This is a genomic window from Mycolicibacterium austroafricanum (assembly GCF_000612725.1).
GTDB classification, from domain to species: Bacteria; Actinomycetota; Actinomycetes; order Mycobacteriales; family Mycobacteriaceae; genus Mycobacterium; species Mycobacterium austroafricanum.
The window spans coordinates 13,227-31,913 of the sequence record NZ_HG964451.1; the positions used below are offsets into that span (position 1 = coordinate 13,227).

Here is an 18,687-nt window from a genome sequence, read left to right on the forward strand (position 1 = left end):
CCGCCCCGGCGGCCCTTGTCACCCGGCGCGGCGGACCGCGAATATCCCTCCCGCACAAGACCTTGGCTTGCGCGGTTACCGGGGATTCGTCGCGTCTACGTCTGGTCCCCCACCGTGCGTGTCAGCCGGTCGGCGAGGATGCCGGCGAACCTCGCCGGATCCTCGAGCACTCCCCCCTCGGCGAGAAGTGCGGTGCCGTAGAGCAATTCGGCGGTGCCGACCAAGTCGGCGTCGGCGCCGCGGCTCTTGTGCGCCTCCCGCAGACCGGTGATGAGCGGATGGTTCGGGTTCAGCTCGAGGATCCGCTTCTCGACCGGAACCGGCTGCCCAGAAGCCCGGTACATGCGTGCCAGCGCGGGCGTGATGCCGAAGGTGTCGGTGATCAGACACGCAGGGGAATCGGTCAGGCGGGTGGACAGCCGTACTTCCTTGACGTGGTCGCTCAACGCCTCCTTGAGCCAGGCGATCAGATCGGCGAATCCCTGCTCCCGCTCCTGACGTTCGGCGTCCTGCCCGTCGTTGTCGGCATCGGAGTCAAGATCCACCTCACCCTTGGCCACCGACTGCAGCGGCTTGCCGTCGAACTCGTGAACAGACTCCACCCAGACTTCGTCCACGGGGTCGGTGAGAAGCAGCACCTCGTAGCCCTTGGCCTTGAACGCCTCGAGGTGCGGTGAGTGCAGCAACTGCTGACGCGATTCGCCTGCGGCGTAGAAGATCTGGCTCTGCCCGTCCGGCATGCGTTCGACGTACTCGGCCAACGTGGTCGGCTCGTCCTCGCTGTGCGTCGAGGCGAACGAACACACGCGCAGCAGCGTCTCCTGGTTCTCGATGTCGGTCAGCAGGCCCTCCTTGAGGACTCTGCCGAACTGGGTCCAGAACGTGCCGTACTTCTCCGGACGCTCGGTCTGCATCTCGGTGATCGTCGAGAGCAGTTTCTTGGTCAGCCGGCGCCGGATCGCCCTGATCTGCCGGTCCTGCTGCAGGATTTCGCGGGAGACGTTGAGCGACATGTCCTGTGCGTCGACGACGCCCTTGACGAAGCGCAGATACGGCGGCATCAGCTGGTCGCAGTCACCCATGATGAAGACCCGCTTCACATAGAGCTGAACCCCGACCGCGGCGTTCTGGTTGAACAGGTCGAACGGGGCATGCGACGGGATGAACAGCAACGCCTGGTACTCGAAAGTGCCCTCCGCCTTCATCGCAATGACCTCGAGCGGCTCGTCCCAGGCGTGGGCGACGTGCTTGTAGAACTCCGTGTACTCCTCGTCGGAGACCTCGTCGCGGGGCCTGGCCCACAGCGCCTTCATCGAGTTCAGGGTCTCGGTCTCGACGGTGACCGACTCCTCGCCACCGTCCTCGGGTGCCGGCGTCCGGCGCTCGACCTCCATCCGGATGGGCCAGGCGATGAAGTCCGAGTACTGCTTGACGAGCTCCCGGATCTTCCACTCCGAGGTGTAGTCGTGCAGCTCGTCCTCGCGGTCTTCGGGTTTGAGGTGCAACGTCACCGAGGTGCCCTGCGGTACCTCGCCGCCGGCTTGGTCGACGGTCTCGATGGTGTAGGTGCCCTCCCCGCTGGACTCCCACCGGGTCGCCTCGCTCTCGCCGGCCTTGCGGGTGAGCAGCTCGACGCGGTCGGCCACCATGAAGCTCGCGTAGAAGCCGATCCCGAACTGGCCGATCAGTTCCTCGGAGGTGTCTTTGTCTTTGGCCTCACGAAGCTGTTGACGCAGTTCACCCGTTCCCGACTTCGCCAGCGTTCCGATCAGGCTCACGACCTCGTCGCGGGTCATCCCGATGCCGTTGTCGCGAACGGTGAGGGTGCGGGCCTCCTTGTCGACGTCGATCTCGATGTGCAGATCGGAGGTGTCGACGTCGAGGTCCTTGTTCCGGAACGATTCGAGACGCAGCTTGTCGAGTGCATCAGAGGCGTTCGAGACGAGCTCGCGCAGAAACGAATCCTTGTTGCTGTAGACGGAGTGGATCATCAGATCCAGCAGTTGGCGTGCCTCCGCTTGAAATTCGAGCTGCTCGACGTGCGCGGCCATGTGCTTTCCCCTTCGACAAACGACTTCGGATGCCGGGGGGAATATTAGCGAGCCTGCGCGGGAGGCGAGCCGGGCGGCGGCAGGTTCGGCTGAGGCCAGCGTCCTCGGACGCGCACCGAATGCCCGCAGTTGACGCGGCGAGCGTGCGCACTCGCACCCGCGAGCGTGCGCACTCGCACCCGCGAGCATGCGCACTCGCACCCGCGAGCGTGCGCATTCTCGGGCTTTTTCACGGCGTGTTGGCTGCAGACACGCACGCTCGCGGGGAGGAGGGAGGGAGGAAGGAAGGGAGGGTGCTAGGTGCGGACGACCTGGCCGGTGGCCAGCACCCGGGACGGGTCGTAGCGGTCGGCCAGCGCGGCCAGCCAGTGCAGCGTGTCGGGCGCGTACGCGCGCGCCGGGCGGGCCGGGTCGTAGGACGGCGCGAAGTTCGGCATCTGCCCGCCGGTGGCCCACGGCGCGACAGCCCCGGTCACCGCGCGGGCGTGCTCGGCCACCATGGCCGCGTTCTCGGGCGTCGGCGCCCCGATCACCGCCAGCGAGAACGCGGCGTCGCGGTGGCAGAACGCGCTGCGGTGCTGCGGCTCCCGGGCCAACGCTCCCCCGAGCAGCCGCAGGTCGACGATCACCTGCGGGGACCCCGAACCCGGGCCCGCGACCGCCAGCAGCGCGTCGACGGCCTCGGCGGGAAGCTCGGACAGCAGCGCCTGGTCCTCGTTGGTCGGCATCGGGTCCACCGGGTCGGCGTGCACCGCCCCGATCGCGGCGTACGGCAGCACCCCGACGGTGTCCATCACCGGCGTCGCGACCGCCCGCATCGGGGCCAGCAGCCGTTCAGCCTCGGCGAAATCGCCCACCGCCGTGTAGCGCACCGCCACCGTCATCCGTCCGGCCAGCGGCTCCGGCACCCCGGACAGCGGGGGCAGCTGCTGCACCGCGATCGACGTGTTCACCGTCTCCGGAAGCTCCACACTCCAGCTCCGCCATGCGTGCAGCACCGCGGCCGTGTCGGCTCCGTCGAAATAGACTGCACCGCCGTAGAACTCAGGGATCGGCGGCAGGTCGATCTCGACCGCGGTGACGATGCCGAGCGTCGCCTTTCCGCCGCGCAGCCCCCAGAACAGATCGGCGTTCTCGTCGGGCGTGGCGCGCAACAACCGTCCCTCGCCGGTCACCACGTCGAACGCCCGCACGTAATCCGAAGACAGCCCGACCGTCCGCACCAGCGGACCGATCCCGCCCCCGGTGAGAAACCCCACCACCCCGACCCCGGGCGACGAACCGCACAGCGGCGCAAGCCCGTGCGGGGCGGCGACGTCGATCACGTCCTGCCACCGTGCACCCGCGCCCACCCTCGCGGTGCGGTTGAGACTGTCCACCTCACAGTGCTTCATCGCCGCGGTCAGCACCAGGATCGTGTCGGCGCCCACGCCGACGGCACCGTGCCCGGTCGCCTGCACGGTGACGGTGAAACCGTGTGCGGCGGCGAACCTGACCGTGCCGGCGACGTCCTCCGCCGAGGTGGCCAGCACCACTGCGGCCGGGGTGACGGGCGCCGCCACATTCCACGGCACGCAGCGTTCGTAGCCCGGCTCACCGGGCAGCGCCACGGGGGTCGCGACCTCCTCGCGCAGGATGCGCAGCGCGTCGTCGCGCGTCAGGTCGGTCGGAATCGTCATCGGGGTCCTTTCTCGGATGCCTTGCTCCGCAGAATCATCACCGAACGGGCTTGGACGCGCCTTGGAAGCGCGATTTTAGAAATGTCCAAGCGGGCTACACCGCGCCGCGACCGTGCATCAGCGGTAGCGAGACGGCTCCGCCGGCTACCGTGGCGGCACGTTCGCGTCCCAGCGGGGCAACCGCGACTCAGGCCAATCTGCGCGCCGCGGCGGCGACTCAGGCCAATCTGCGCGCCGCGGCGGCGACTCAGGCCAATCTGCGCGCCGCGGCGGCGACTCAGGCCAGTCTGCGCGCCGCGGCGGCGACGGCGGCCATGCCGACGCTGTCGGCCTCTGTCGCCAGCGCGGCCGCGTCGGCCGCGCGATCGGCGGACGGCTCGGCCAGCTGGCACACCAACAGCCGGCACCGCAGCAGGGTGGGCACCCCGGCGCTGCGTTCGGCGATCTGGCGGGCCACCGCGACGTCGGCGAGCGCGTGCCGGGTGTCCCCGCGAAGGGCATGCAGCCGCGCGGTCGCCAGCGCCACCGGGCCCGCCATCCCGACCTGGCCGAGCACCGCGATCCGGTCGCGGAACGGGTCCAGTTCGGCCAGCAGCGGCTCGGCGAACTCGTCCAGCCCGTGGTCGGCCGCCATGTGCGCCAGCAGCGCGTGGTGCCCGAGCGTCGTCCAGATGTCGCCGCGGCCGGTGCTGGTGCGTGCCCACTTCCGGAGCCGGGCAACCGCCTCCGCACGGGCCTGCGGACCGGACTCCAGAGTCAGCAGCGCGGTCCGCACCACACCCACCATGTCCTGGCCGCCGGTCTCCTTGCTGGCCTGCACCGCGGCCCAGCCCGCATCGACCGGTCCGCCCCTCTCCCGCACCAACGATGCCGTCGCCAGCAGGCCGCTGCCCGCCTCGTACAGCTCGGTCTGCTCGTGCACGTGCGCGGCGATGGCGTGGTGCCGAGCGGCCTCGGCGAAGTCACCGATCCACATCGCCAGAACCGCTTCCATCCACCGCAACTGGGCGCGCAGCACCGGCAGCTGCAACTCCTCGCTGCCCGCGATCCCGGCCTCGACGTGCCGTCGGGTGGCGGCCACGTCGCCGAGGTTCATCGCCGCCATCGTCGCCACCGAATGGGCGATCACGGAGTCTTCACGGGATCGCTTGTGGCCCAAAGCGTTCAGGCGCTCCACCCACTGCAACGTCTCATGACTGACCGTCGCGACCCCGGAGAACGTGATGAGCCGCCCCATCAGCACGTCGGCGAGGACGTCGGGATCCCCGGTTTCCTCGGCCAGCCGCTCGGCGCGATCCAGCAGGTCTTCGGCGACGCGGCGATCGGGGTGGTAGCAGTGCCCGACCGCGAGCGCGGGCAGCACCCGGGCGGCCGAGGCGGGCTGGCCCTCGGAAAGCGTCGCCGCCCGGCCCAGCAGGGCGAGCAGCTCCCCGGGGTCGTGTCCCGGTGCCAGCCAGGGCCATCCACCACTGGCCCGCAACAGCGCGCTCGCCACCCGGCCCGCGCTGGCGGCGCGGCCGGTGCGCAGCGCCTCGCCCAGATAGCGCTGCACGCTGTCGAGCACCAACTGGCCGCGTCCCGCCCGCGAATGCGCCTCCAGCAGCTCGACGGTCAGCGCGTCGCGCTCGGTGTCGTCACGTTCGGACGCCGGCAACCGGTCGTAGGCGTCCAGTGCGGCCTGCCACCATCCCGCCGCGATGTCCGAACTCCATTGCGCAGTGGCCTGTTCGGCCGCCAGTCGGCAGGCCTGCACGACGGCGGCCGGCTCGACGAGCGGCTGTGCCGCGATGAGATGCTGCGCGCGACGCGTCGGCGCATCGGGCGCCGTGCTGTCGGCGAGCACCTCGGCCACCTTGGCGTGCATGCGCTGCCGCCGCAGCGCAGGCATGCTGGCCAGCAACTGCTCGCGCAGCAGGCCGTGCGCGAACGCATATCCGTCGCCGGCGTGGGCGGCCACGACGATGCGTTCGTCGGCGGCCTCGTCGAGGTAATCGGCGAGCGTGTCCAGATCCAGCCGGGTGGCCTGCGCCAGCACCGGCACCGCGGACGCGTCGATCACGTCACCGATGACGGCCGCCGCGCGCAGCACCTGCACGACCGCGGGGTCCAGCGCGGCCAGCCGGCGGTCGAGCACCGACCGCACCGCGCGCGGAATCTCGTTGCCGGCCCGCTCCTCTCGGGGCAGCCGCGCGTACTCGGACACGAAGAACGGGTTCCCGCCGGTGCGGGCGGCGAGCTCGGCGGCCTCGGCCGCGGTGACCGTCTCCTCGGCGACCTCGTTGGCCAACGTGGCGACGTCGGCCGACGACAACGCGGGCACCTCGATGTGCCTGTTGTCCTCGCCGCGGGCGACGGTGCTCAGCAGCCGGGCGACCTCGGGGGCGTGCTCACCGTCGCGGACGGTGGCGATGACCAGCACCGGGTGGTCGCGCAACGCACCGGCGATGTAGGCCAGGCAGGCCGCCGAGGCGGTATCCGACCACTGCACGTCGTCGACGACGACGGCCAGCAGCCGGGGCGCCGCTTCCAGCAACGCCTGAATGCGTTCGTAGACGAGGAATCTCGCGGTGTCCGGGTCGGCGTGCGCCGGGATCTCCAGCACCTCGTCGGCGTCGGCTCCCAACGCCCGGACCAGACGGCGCATCGGCCACCACGGCGGGGTCGCACGCTCGTCGGGGCAGCTGACCCACGCCACCTCACCACCCCTGGCGCCCACCAGGCCGGCGATCTCCTCGGCCAACCGGGTCTTACCGATCCCCGGCGGCCCGGACAACACCAGCCAGCGTGTCGCCCCCGCCGCCGCCCGGGCCAATACATCTGCGGCCCTCGCCAATTCACGCTCACGCCCGACCAGGGGCGCGCGGTGCGACACGGCCTCCATCGCGGCGGGCGGCACCGTCGCCGGCTCGGGCTGGGGCTGGGGCAGCGCCGCCGCGCCGGTCCACTCCGGTGAGCGCGGCCAGCCGGCCAGTTCGGGCGCCTGCCGCAGCACGGCGGTCTGCAGTTCCCGCAGTTCGGGTCCCGGCTCCAGGCCGAGCTCGGCATCGAGCAGCCGGGCGTGCCGGGTGTAGGCCTCCAGCGCTTCGGCGGCCCGTCCTGCGCGGTACAGCGTGAGCATCTGCAGCTTGCAGCTGCGATCGCCCAGCGGGTCGACCTCGCGCAGCCGCGACACCTCGGTCAGCGCCGCGGGCACCTTGCCGAGCGCCAGCAGCGCCATCACCTTGTTCGCCAGACATTCCGTGCGCATCTCGGCCACCCGGGCGGCGGCCTCGCGCACCCAATCGGCGTCGGCCATGTCTTCGAGCAGCTCACCCCGCACCAGGCCCAGCGCCGTGTCGGCTTCGGTGAGCGCCTCCTCCCAGCGCTCGGCGTCGATCGCCGCGGCCGCCCGCGCACAGCCCGCCGTGAACGCCGAGACGTCCACCTCGTCGGGGCCGACGTCGAGAAAGTAGCCGGGCGGCTGGCGCACGATGGGCGAGGCCATCTGCGAGTCCCGCAGTGCCCGCCGCAGATTCGAGATGTAGACCTGCAGGCTGGCCGTCACGCTGGCCGGGACGTCGTCTCCCCACACCGCGTCGGCGAGTCGGTCGGTGGACACCACCCGGCCCTGCGCGAGCAGCAGCACCGCCAACACCGCCCGCTGCTTGCGCGGACCCACATCGATCACGGTCTCCCCGTGGACCACCTGGAGTGGCCCGAGCAACCGATACCGCACCGGCGTGGACGGCTAGTTCGTCGCCTGGTACTTGTTCACCGCGTCGTCGAGGCGTTGCAGCGCCTCACCGTACTGCGCGAAATCACCGCTGCGTTGCGCGTCCTGCAGCGCGTCCAGTGCCGCGTTGACGTCCTGCAGCGCAGCAGCTTTCCCGGCGGACAGCTGGGTCGGCCCGGTCGGCGGCACCGCCACCGGCACCTCCGGCTGTTGCGGCGTCGGGGCCTGTCCCGGCCGGTTCGGCGGTGCCGCGGCAGGCGGCTGGTTGTTCCCCTGCGGTTGCGGCGCCTGACCGGCGGGCGGTTCCGTCGCCGCAGGTCCTGTCGCGGTGGCATCCGCGCCGGGGCCGAACAGGTCGGTCAGCGCGTCGCGCACGGTCGGCCCGTAACCGATCTGGTCGTTGTACATCATCGCGACGCGGATCAGACGCGGATACGACGATGCCGCGTCGCTGGCGCCCGGTGAGGCGTAAACCGGTGCGACATAAAGCAATCCGCCCTGCCCCATCGGCAGCGTCAGCAGATTGCCCCAGCGGATCCGGTTCTGGTTGTCACGGCCGATGACACCGAGGTCCTGGCTGACGGCGGTGTCGGTGCTGATCGCGTTGAACGCCAGCTTGGGCCCGTTGACCTGACCGGGAATGGTCAGCACGGTGAGCTTGCCGTACGTCTCGGGATCCGAGCTGGCGCTGATGTAGGCGGCCAGGAAGTCGCGCCGGAACCGGTTCATCGCACTGGTCAGCTGGAACGACGACGAATTGTTGTTCTCGGCAAGGTCTTTGGCGACGATGTAGTACGGCGGCTGGTAGCTGCTGGCCGTCGGGTTCGGGTCGAGCGGGACATCCCAGAAGTCCGACGTCGAGAAGAACGTCACCGGGTCGTCGACGTGGTACTTGGCCAGCAGCGCGCGCTGCACCTTGAACAGGTCCTCCGGATAGCGCAGGTGCTCCTGCAGTTCGGGGGTGATGTCAGCCTTGGGCTTGACGGTGTCCGGGAACACCTTCATCCACGCCTGCAGCACCGGGTCCTGCTCGTCCTGGGCGTACAGCGTCACGGTGCCGTCGTAGGCGTCGACGGTGGCCTTGACCGAGTTGCGGATGTAGGACACCTGCTTGTCGGGCTGCAGCCGGTTCAGCGCCACCTCGTTGGAGTCGGTGGTGGCCGACGACAACGACATCAACTCCGAGTACGGGTAGTTGTCCAGCGTGGTGTACCCGTCGACGATCCAGACGATGCGCTTGTTGACGATCGCAGGGTAGACCGCGGTGTCGGTGGTCAGCCACGGCGCGACCGCCTCCACCCGGTCGGCAGGGTCACGGTTGAACAGGATCTTGCTGTTCTCGCCGATGACGTTGGAGAACAGGAAGTTCCGCTCGGCGTACTTGGCGGCGAACACGCTGCGGGTCAGCCAGTTGCCGATCGGCACGCCGCCGCTGCCGGTGTAGGTGTAGTTGCGGGTGGCGGTGTTGGTCTCGTAGTCGTACTCGCGCGGGGTGCCGCTCTCGCCGACGATCGCGTAGTCGGCGGGGGTGTTGGCGATCACCGGGCCGAAGTAGATGCGCGGCTGATCCAGCGGGGCCGGCCCGGGCGAGACGACCTCACCGTTGGCGCCCACGACGCTGGCCAGAAACTCCGGGTAACCGCCGTTCTGGTTGGGGTCGTTGGCGATTCCGCGCACGGTGTTGGCCGGCGAGGCGATGAAGCCGTTGCCGTGGGTGTACACCGAGTGCCGGTTGATCCAGTCACGCTGGTTGTCGATCAGTCGGTCCGGGTTGAGCTCGCGGGCGGCCACCACGTAATCACGCAGATTGCCGTCCTCGTCGCGGTAGCGGTCCATGTTCAGCTGGTCGGGGAAGAAGTAGAAGTTCTTACCCTGCTGGAACTGGGTGAACGCCGGGCTGACGATGTTCGGGTCGAGCACCCGGATGTTGGACGTCGTGGCGCGGTCGGCGGCCACCTGCTGCGCCGTCGCCGTGGCGTTACCGGGGTAGTCGCGGTACTCCACCGCCTCGTCGGTCAGCCCGTAGGCCTGTCTGGTGGCGGTGATACTTCGGCTGATGTATTCGCTTTCCTTCTGCGCGGCGTTGGGGCGCACGCTGATCTGTTCCACCACCAGCGGCCAGCCCGCACCCACGATCAGCGAGGACAGCAGCAGCAGCACCACACCGATCGCGGGAATCCGCAAGTCGCGCAGCACGATCGCGGAGAACACCGCCGCGGCGCAGATCACCGCGATGACCATCAGGATCAGCTTGGCCGGCAGCACCGCGTTGATGTCGGTGTACCCGGCTCCGGTGAACGGCTTGCCGCCGCGGGTATGGCTGAGCAACTCGTAGCGGTCTAGCCAGTAGGCGACCGCCTTCAGCAGCATCAGGAACCCGACCAGAGCGATCAGCTGGATGCGGGCCGCCCGGCTCAGCGCGCCGCTGCGCCCGGCCAGCCGGATGCCCCCGAACAGGTAGTGACCCAGCAGATTCGCGATGAACGCCAGGAACGTCGCGGCGAACAGGTACGTCAGCATCAAGCGGTAGAACGGCAGGTCGAACGCGTAGAAGCCGAGGTCGATGCCGAACTGCGGGTCGGACACCCCGAAGCTGCCGCCGTGCAGGAACAGCTGCACACGCTGCCAGTAGTTCTGGGCGATCAGGCCGGCCAGCAGGCCGACGGCGACCGGAACCCCGATGCCGACCAGCCGCAGCCGGGCCATCACCGCGGTGCGGTAGCGCGCGATCGGATCGTTGGGCCCGGCGGTCGGCACGAACACCGGCCGGGTGCGGTAGGCCAACGCCATTGCGGCGAACACGACGGCACCGAAGACGACGGCCACCGCCAGGAACAGGAGCAACCGGGTCACGATCTGGGTGGTGAACACCGATCGGTAGCCGAGCTCCCCGAACCACAACCAGTTGACGTAGGTGTCGACGAGCCGCGGGCCCAACAGCAACAGCACCACGACGGCCAGGGCGACGGCGATCATTACCCGGCTTCGACGCGTCAGATTCGGCATTCTCGCCGCGGGCCGCATACCCACTCGATCACTCCACTCTCGGAAATTCCCAGCAGACGTTCAGGTGTGAAACTCTCCGAGTAACTGTACGCACCGGCCTGTGACCGCTGACTCAGCAGCGGGGAGGTTCGCCACCAGCGGAAAGGGTGCGCAATCCGTCGACGGCGTGTTCGAGGGTGTCCACCTTGAGCAACTCGATGCCGTCGGCGTCGGCGGTCTTGGCCTCCGCGCAGTTGTCGGCGGGCACCAGGAACGCGGTGGCGCCGGCGTCCCTGGCGGCGACGATCTTGTGGGTGATGCCGCCGATGGAGCCGACCTTGCCGTCGCCGCTGATGGTGCCGGTGCCCGCGACGAACTTGCCGCCGTTGACGTCTCCGGTGGTCAGCTTGTCGACGACGGCCAAGCTGAACATCAGCCCGGCCGACGGCCCGCCGATGTTGGCCAGGTTGAAGTCGATGGTGAACGGCGCCCACGGCGCGTCGAGCACGTTCACCCCGACGACACCCTGGGGACGATCCGGATGGCTGCCGAGCGTGATTTCGGTCGTGCCCATCGGGGCGTTCTTGCGCCGGTAGTCGACGATGATCGTGTCGCCGGGCTTGGTGCTCTTGAGCAGTTCCTGGAACTGGGCCAGGGAGGCGACGGGCGTGTTGTTGACCGCGTCGATCGCGTCACCGGCCTGCAGCTTGCCCTTCGACGGACCCTTCTCGTCGATGCTCTCGACGGTGACGGCCATCGGGTACTTCAGGTACTGCAGCGCGGCGTATTCGGCGCTGTCCTCGGAGTCGCGGAAGTCTCTGGTGTTGGCCTCGTCGATCTCTTCCCTGCTCTTGTCCGGCGGATAGACCAGTTCCCGGGGGACCAGCTGGTCGCGGCCCGACGCCCAGAACACCAGGGCCTGCCCCAGCGTCAGACCGTCGCGCTGCGACACCGTGGTCATGTTGAGATGTCCCGAGGTCTTGTGCACGTGGGCGCCCTCGATGTCGACGACCTGTTTGCCGTCCACCTCGCCCAGCGTGTCGAACGTCGGTCCCGGTCCGAGCGCGACGTAGGGCACGGTCACCACGGTCAGCAGCACTCCGAAGACCAGGATGGGCACCAGTGCGACGACCATCGTGGAAATCCGCCTGTTCACGCGGCCCACAGTAGAGGTCAACGCCCGTGGCGAACCGCGAAGACCACCTGAGTTCACTCTCAGCGTGACCCGCGCACCCGCGGGCCGTGCCCATGGTGAGTACCGTTGGGGGCATGGCTGACCTGCCTTTCGGCTTCTCCGCCGGGGACGACCCCGACCGCGACAAACGCAAGAACGACAACCCCGACTCAGGACCAGGATCGGGTGGGGACCCGTTCGGCTCGGGTTTCCCCGGCGGCGAGTTCGACATGTCGCAGCTGGGCCAGATCTTCTCCAAGCTCGGCGAGATGTTCAGCGGGGCGGGCACGTCGATGGCCGGCGGCACGTCCGCCGGACCGGTGAACTACGACCTGGCGCGTCAGCTGGCGTCGAGCTCGATCGGATTCGTGGCGCCGATACCCGAGCAGACCGCCACCGCCATCTCCGATGCGGTGCGGCTGGCCGAGACCTGGCTCGACGGTGTCACCCCGTTACCGGCCGGCACCACCAGGGCTGTCGCATGGACGCCGACGGACTGGATCGACAACACCATGGACACCTGGAAGCGGCTGTGCGACCCGGTGGCCCAGCAGATCTCGACTGTGTGGGCGCAGGCGTTGCCCGAGGAGGCCAAGGCGATGGCCGGTCCGCTGCTGGCGATGATGTCGCAGATGGGCGGGATGGCGTTCGGCTCCCAGCTGGGGCAGGCGCTGGGCACGCTGTCGAAGGAGGTGCTGACGTCCACCGATATCGGTCTTCCGTTGGGCCCCAAGGGGATCGCCGCGCTGATGCCCGAGGCGATCGAGGCGCTGACCGAGGGGCTGGAGCAGCCGCGCAGCGAGATCGTCACGTTCCTGGCCGCCCGCGAGGCCGCCCACCACCGGCTGTTCAGCCATGTGCCGTGGCTGCCCGGCCAGCTGCTCAACGCGGTCGAGGCGTTCGCCAGGGGCACCAAGATCGACATGAGCGGCATCGAGGAGTTCGCCCGCGGCTTCAACCCGGCGTCGCTGACCGATCCGTCGGAGATGGAGCAGCTGCTCAATCAGGGCATCTTCGAACCAAAGGCCACCCCGGAGCAGACGGCGGCCCTGGAGCGACTGGAGACCACGCTGGCGTTGATCGAGGGCTGGGTGCAGACCGTCGTTTCCGACGCACTCGGCGACCGTATCCCCGGCACGCCCGCGTTGAGTGAGATGCTGCGCCGACGGCGCGCGACCGGCGGACCGGCCGAGCAGACGTTCGCCACCCTGGTCGGGCTGGAGTTGCGGCCCCGCAAGATGCGCGAAGCCGCCGACCTGTGGCGCAAGCTGACCGAGGCCGTCGGCGCGGACACCCGCGACAGCGTCTGGCAGCACCCCGACCTGCTACCGAGCGCAGGCGACCTGGACGAGCCCGCCGCGTTCATCGACCGCATGATCGGCGGGGACACCAGCGACCTCGACAATGCGATCGCCGACCTCGAGCGCGACTTGAGGCGAGGAGACACCGGGCCTGACGAACCCAGGGACTGAGTCCGGCGCGACGTCAGTCACCTCAGTACACGAGCGACTTCCAGGGCGACGTGTTCCTGTCGCAGGCAGCACCGGCGACGACGGGCCCCTGTGGATCCCGTCGCAGGCACCGCCGGCGACGGCGCCCCTGTGGATAACTGTGCCGGACGACGTCGCGGCGTGACACTGTCGAGCCATGACGCGGTACGCGGTGAGCTCCGCCACCCCGGTGCTGTCCCGACCCGACGGCACCGTCCAGGTCGGGTGGGATCCGCGCCGCGCGGTCGTCGTGCACCCACCCGCCGGGCTGCCTGCCGCGGTCCTGGCTGAACTGCTGCGCGCCTTGCAGGGTGCGGCCACCGCCCCGGAGTTGCAGAAGGTGGCCGCCGGTCACGGTGTCGCAGCGACGGTCGTCGCGGGTCTGCTCTCCCACCTTGTGGACGCCGGCGTCGTCGTGCCGACCCCTCCGGGCGTAGACCGTTCGCCGGCGGTGCGGGTGCACGGCAGCGGCCCGCTGACCGATCTGCTCACCGCGTCGCTGCGCTGCTCGAACGTGCGGATCAGCCAGAGCACCAGAACCCATGCGTCGACGGCAGGCGCCGACCTCGTCGTGCTGACCGACTACCTGGTCGCCGATCCGCGGGTGGTGCGCGAACTCCACGACGCCGGGGTCGCGCACCTGCCGGTGCGGGTCCGCGACGGCACCGGTCTGATCGGCCCGCTGGTGATCCCCGGTGTGACGTCGTGCCTGCGCTGCGGCGATCTGCACCGCAGTGACCGCGACCCCGCCTGGCCTGCCGTGGCCGCGCAACTGTGCCGCACCGTCGGCAGCGCCGACCGCCCGACGATATTGGCGACCGCCGCGCTGGCACTGCGCGAGATCGAGCACGTGCTGCGGGCGGTGCGCGGCGCTGGGACCGACAGCCCGTCGACGCTGGACACCACCCTGGAATTCGAGGTCGCGACCGGTACCAGCACCGCACGCCGATGGTCGCGGCACCCGAGCTGCGGCTGTTGACATCGCTCGTTGCCAACTGGTTGGTCGAAATTCAGGAGTGTCGTGGATGATGGTCTGGTGAGTGACATCAAGCGGGGTCGCGCAGCGCGCAACGCAAAGCTGGCGTCGCTGCCGGTCGGCATGGCGGGACGTGCCGCGCTCGGCTTCGGCAAACGTCTGACCGGTAAGTCGAAGGACGAGGTCAACGCCGAGCTGATGGACAAGGCGGCCCAACAGCTGTTCACCGTGCTCGGTGAACTCAAGGGCGGCGCGATGAAGGTCGGCCAGGCTCTGTCGGTGATGGAAGCCGCGATCCCCGAGCAGTACGGCAAGCCGTACCGGGAGGCGCTGACCAAACTGCAGCGCGAGGCGCCGCCCCTGCCCGCGCCGAAGGTGCACCGGGTGCTCGATCAGCAGCTCGGCACCAAGTGGCGGGAGCGGTTCGCGTCGTTCGACGACACGGCGGTGGCTTCGGCCAGCATCGGCCAGGTGCACAAGGCGGTGTGGTCCGACGGCCGGGAGGTCGCGGTCAAGATCCAGTACCCCGGCGCGGACGAGGCGCTGCGCGCGGACCTGAAGACCATGCAGCGCCTGGTCGGTGTGCTCAAGCAACTCTCCCCCGGTGCCGACGTGCAGGGTGTGGTCGACGAGTTGATCGAGCGCACCGAGATGGAACTCGACTACCGGCTGGAAGCCGACAACCAGCGCGCGTTCGCCAAGGCCTACGCCGGTGACCCGCATTTCGTCGTGCCGCACGTCGTCGCCAGCGCGCCGAAGGTCGTCATCCAGGAGTGGATCGAGGGCATCCCGCTGTCGCACATCATCCGGGACGGGACTCAGGAGCAGCGCGACCTGATGGCCACCCGGCTCTTCGAGTTCTGCGACGACGCGCCGACCCGGCTGGAGATGGTGCACGGCGACGCGCACCCCGGCAACTTCATGCTGATGCCCGACGACAAGATGGGCGTCATCGACTTCGGCGCGGTCGCGCCGATGCCGGGCGGCTGGCCCGTCGAACTGGGCCAGATCCTGCGGTACGCGGTCGACAAGAACTACGAGAAGCTGCTGCCCACGATGGAGAAGGCCGGCTTCATCCAGAAGGGCCAGAGACCGTCCACCCGCGAGATCGACGACATGCTCAAGCAGTACGTCGAACCGCTGGAGGTTCCCGTCTTCCACTACACCCGCCGGTGGCTGCAGAAGATGACGGCGATCGAGCTGGACAAGGCCGCAGGCCAGATCAAGGCGGCCCGGCAGATGGACATCCCGCCGAAGCTGGCGATCCCGATGCGGGTGATCGCGTCGATCGTCGCGATCTCCTGCCAACTCGACGCGCACGTCGACACGCGACGCATCGCCATGGAGAAGGTGCCCGGATTCGCCGACCCCGACGCCGTCTAGCGCCGGGGCCGGCTGAATCTCACGCGGCGACAGGCTCTTTCGCGTCCTTACGCGGACGGCCCCTGGGCCGCTTGCGGGCGATGACCGATCCCCGCTCCAAGATCTCGCCGCCCCAGACGCCCCACGGCTCCTGGCGCTGCAGCGCAGCGTTCAGGCATTCCCGCCGGAGCGGGCAGTCGGCGCACAGCGCCTTGGCGCGTTCCAGATCCCGCGGGTCTTCGGCGAACCACAGATCTGGGTCCTCGACATGACACGGCACCTCAAGCTTCGTCTTCTCGCAAGTCGGCGAAGACATGTCCGGTCCTCTTCTTCCTGGTCGTTGGTGTTCGGATTTCTGTGAACTCTTTTCGAGGGATCTGCGACCAGGTCTTCGGGAAAGACAAAGGCCACGGATCCGGTGATTGCGGGTCCGTGGCCTGGGAGGCGGTTCGGGGTTTACCTAGAGGTGACCCCTCACGGACGCGGCAATCGTGCCGGCGGCGGCGGCGCGCTTACGCGGCGCAGCAGCGGCGGCGGCGGCGGGAATGGGATGCGCGGGATGCGCCCAGAACTGGGCGTCGAGGGTCCGCGACATGCCGGCAGCTACGCCGAAGAATTCGAAATCGTTGCTGTTCATGGTCGGGCACCCTCCTTTCGCACATGGCCGTCGTCTGTGTGTTTCGAGGCTAAACGCTAGCAGCAAAACCGCACAACACATTTTTGACCAGCGATTTTGGCGCGATCTTTACGATTTTTGGCGGCCTTTGACCAGTGCGAGCACGTCGGGGCCGAACTGTTCGAGCTTGCGGGCGCCGATTCCGGGGATCGCCACGAGCGCCGCGTCGTCGGACGGCAGCGATTCGGCGATCGCGATCAGCGTGTTGTCGGTGAACACCACATAGGCCGGCACGTTCATCTCTTTGGCGATCCGCAGCCGCCAGTCCTTGAGGTCGGCGAGAAGTTGCTCGTCGATGTCGGACGGGCAGGTTTCGCAGCGGCGCAACATGATGGCCGGCGGCGAGGTGAGCGCCGCGTTGCACACCCGGCAGCGCGGGGCCGGCCCGCGCGGCTTGCGGGGCTTGCTGGGGCCGTCGTCGCGCTGGGACTGCGGCGCGATGCCGTTGAGGAACCGCGACGGACGGCGACCCTGCCTGCCGCCCGGCTTGCGGGCCAGCGCCCAACTCAACGTCAAATGCACGCGCGCCCTGGTGACGCCGACATAGAGCAGCCGACGTTCCTCCTCGACCGGTTCACTGTCGGGGCCATGGGCAAGCGCATGCGAGATCGGCAGTGTGCCGTCGGCGAGCCCGACGAGGAACACCGCATCCCACTCCAGGCCCTTCGCGGCGTGCAGCGACGCCAGCGTGACGCCCTGCACGACGGGTGGGTGCCGGGAATCGGCGCGCTGCCGCAACTCGGCGAGCAGGCCGTGCAGGTCCAGCTGCGGGCGCTGCGCCACCTCGTCGTCGACCAGCTCGGCGAGCGCGACCAGCGCCTCCCAGCGATCCCTGGCCTGCGCGCCCGGCGGCGGCTCGGCGGTCAGGCCGAGGGGTTCGAGCGCCGCGCGCACGAACTCCGGCAGCGAATCTGCCGTGTCCTGCAGGCCGCGCTCGGCGAGCCGCTGCAACGCCAGCAGCGCCTGCCGGATCTCCTGACGGCTGAAGAACCCTTCACCGCCGCGGACCTGGAAGGCGATGCCGGCCTCGGTGAGCGCCTCCTCGTAGACCTCCGATTGGGCGTTGATGCGGTAGAGCACCGCGATTTCCGAAGCGGCGGTTCCGGATTCGACGAGCTTGGCGATGCTGCGGGCGACGGCCGTGGCCTCGGCGACCTCGTCGGGGTACTCCTTGAACACCGGGTCGGGTCCCGGCGGGCGTTGACCGACCAGGTGCAGCCTGCTGCCCGCCATGCGGCCGCGCGCGGCGGCGATGACGCGGTTGGCCAGCGACACCACCTGCGGGGTGGAGCGGTAGTCGCGTTCCAGCCGGACCACCGCGGCGTCGGGGAAGCGACGCGAGAAGTCGAGCAGGTAGCGCGGCGAGGCGCCGGTGAACGAGTAGATGGTCTGGTTCGCGTCGCCGACGACGGTCAGGTCGTCGCGGCCGCCGAGCCAGGCGTCGAGCACCCGCTGCTGCAGCGGGGTGACGTCCTGGTACTCGTCGACCACGAAGCAGCGGTACCGGTCCCGGAACTCCTGGGCCACCGCGGGGTCGTTCTCGATCGCGGCGGCGGTGTGCAGCAGCAGGTCGTCAAAGTCTAGAAGCATGACATCGTTACGGCGGGACTTGAGCGACTCGTAGTTGCCGTAGACGGCGGCGACCTTGGCGGCGTCGAACGGGATGTCGCGGCCGACGTCGGCGACGGCCTGCGGATAGCCCTCAGGCGTGATCAAAGACGCCTTGGCCCATTCGATTTCACCGGCGAGGTCGCGGACGTTGTCGGTGCCGGTGGGCAGCCCGGCCCGGTTGGCGGCCTGCGCGACGACGGCGAACTTGCTGTCCATCAGCTGCCAGTCGGTGGTGCCGACGACCCTCGGCCAGAAGTACGACAGCTGGCGCCGCGCGGCGGCGTGGAACGTCTGCGCCTGCACCGCCGCAGTGGACGCCCCTGCCTCGTCGCCGCCGAGTGCGCGCAACCGGCCCCGCATCTCACCCGCCGCGCGCTGGGTGAAGGTGACCGCCAGCACCTGTCCTGGGGCGACGTGCCCGGCCGTCACCAGATGGGCGATGCGGCGGGTGATTGTGCGCGTCTTGCCGGTACCGGCGCCGGCGAGCACGCAGACCGGGCCGCGGGGTGCGAGCACAGCCTCACGCTGTTCGTCGTCGAGGTCACCGAGCAGCCGGTCGCGGGAGGCCGTCGGGGACATGGCCTCCATCATGTCAGCGCGGCCCGACAAGCGCGGGCCTCGGGGCCGGGCTTGGACGGCGCGTCGACTACGTTGAAGGGCTTATGAGCGCTGACGAGGCCACCTTGACGATGTACACCACGACGTGGTGCGGCTACTGCACTCGCCTCAAGATGGCACTGAAGTCCGAGGGTATCCGCTGGAACGAGGTCGACATCGAGGCCGAGCCGGCCGCCGCGGAGTTCGTCGGATCGGTGAACGGCGGGAACCACGTCGTGCCCACGGTGAAGTTCGCCGACGGCTCCACGCTGACCAACCCGAGCATCAAGCAGGTCAAGGCCAAGCTGGCCGGTTGATCCGGCGAGCAGACACAAAATCGCACGCGCTCGGTCGAATTCGTGCGAGTTGGTGTC

At 69.3% G+C, this 18,687-nt stretch carries 12 protein-coding genes; 4 read left to right on the forward strand and 8 right to left on the reverse strand.

Annotated elements, in window-relative coordinates:
• Window positions 1-95: 95 nt before the first annotated feature.
• From htpG to BN976_RS06815, 5 genes are all read right to left on the reverse strand, one after another.
• Window positions 96-2,051, reverse strand: coding sequence for a molecular chaperone HtpG (gene htpG / locus BN976_RS06795; protein WP_036369433.1), 1,956 nt, complete (start codon window positions 2,049-2,051; stop codon window positions 96-98).
• Window positions 2,052-2,347: 296 nt separating this feature from the next.
• Window positions 2,348-3,730, reverse strand: coding sequence for an FAD-binding oxidoreductase (locus BN976_RS06800; RefSeq protein WP_036369436.1), 1,383 nt, complete (start codon window positions 3,728-3,730; stop codon window positions 2,348-2,350).
• Window positions 3,731-4,007: 277 nt separating this feature from the next.
• On the reverse strand, window positions 4,008-7,397 hold the full coding sequence (locus BN976_RS06805; protein ID WP_457920258.1) for an ATP-binding protein: 3,390 nt from the start codon (window positions 7,395-7,397) through the stop codon (window positions 4,008-4,010).
• 60 nt (window positions 7,398-7,457) lie between these two features.
• Window positions 7,458-10,472 carry a UPF0182 family protein gene (locus BN976_RS06810; protein ID WP_036369439.1) on the reverse strand — a complete coding sequence of 1,005 codons (3,015 nt, stop codon included), beginning with the start codon at window positions 10,470-10,472 and terminating at the stop codon, window positions 7,458-7,460.
• Between the two features lie 88 nt (window positions 10,473-10,560).
• A complete protein-coding gene (locus BN976_RS06815; protein ID WP_036369441.1) occupies window positions 10,561-11,583 on the reverse strand; it encodes a YlbL family protein in 1,023 nt (340 codons plus the stop codon).
• A gap of 113 nt (window positions 11,584-11,696) precedes the next feature.
• Here BN976_RS06815 and BN976_RS06820 point away from each other — a divergent pair, with 113 nt between their 5' ends.
• The 3 genes from BN976_RS06820 to BN976_RS06830 all read left to right on the forward strand — a co-directional run bounded on the left by BN976_RS06820 (window position 11,697) and on the right by BN976_RS06830 (window position 15,450).
• Entirely contained in the window at window positions 11,697-13,073 is a 1,377-nt protein-coding gene (locus tag BN976_RS06820; RefSeq protein WP_036369444.1) for a zinc-dependent metalloprotease, read from the forward strand.
• 175 nt (window positions 13,074-13,248) lie between these two features.
• Window positions 13,249-14,070: a bacteriocin biosynthesis cyclodehydratase domain-containing protein gene (locus tag BN976_RS06825; protein WP_011779051.1), complete on the forward strand. Its 822-nt coding sequence runs from the start codon at window positions 13,249-13,251 to the stop codon at window positions 14,068-14,070.
• A gap of 42 nt (window positions 14,071-14,112) precedes the next feature.
• A complete protein-coding gene (locus BN976_RS06830) occupies window positions 14,113-15,450 on the forward strand; it encodes a macrolide-binding ATPase MABP-1 (RefSeq protein WP_011779050.1) in 1,338 nt (445 codons plus the stop codon).
• A 19-nt stretch (window positions 15,451-15,469) separates the two neighbouring features.
• On the opposite strand, the gene BN976_RS06835 is transcribed toward BN976_RS06830, so the two are convergent.
• From BN976_RS06835 to BN976_RS06840, 3 genes are all read right to left on the reverse strand, one after another.
• Window positions 15,470-15,745: a WhiB family transcriptional regulator gene (locus BN976_RS06835; protein WP_011779049.1), complete on the reverse strand. Its 276-nt coding sequence runs from the start codon at window positions 15,743-15,745 to the stop codon at window positions 15,470-15,472.
• Window positions 15,746-15,889: 144 nt separating this feature from the next.
• Window positions 15,890-16,066 (reverse strand): hypothetical protein, encoded by a 177-nt coding sequence (locus BN976_RS33745; protein ID WP_158013679.1) that lies wholly within the window; start codon window positions 16,064-16,066, stop codon window positions 15,890-15,892.
• Window positions 16,067-16,174: 108 nt separating this feature from the next.
• On the reverse strand, window positions 16,175-18,307 hold the full coding sequence (locus tag BN976_RS06840) for an ATP-dependent DNA helicase UvrD2 (RefSeq protein ID WP_011779047.1): 2,133 nt from the start codon (window positions 18,305-18,307) through the stop codon (window positions 16,175-16,177).
• Window positions 18,308-18,378: 71 nt separating this feature from the next.
• Here BN976_RS06840 and mrx1 point away from each other — a divergent pair, with 71 nt between their 5' ends.
• Entirely contained in the window at window positions 18,379-18,630 is a 252-nt protein-coding gene (gene mrx1, locus BN976_RS06845; RefSeq protein WP_011779046.1) for a mycoredoxin Mrx1, read from the forward strand.
• The last annotated feature ends 57 nt before the right edge of the window (window positions 18,631-18,687 follow it).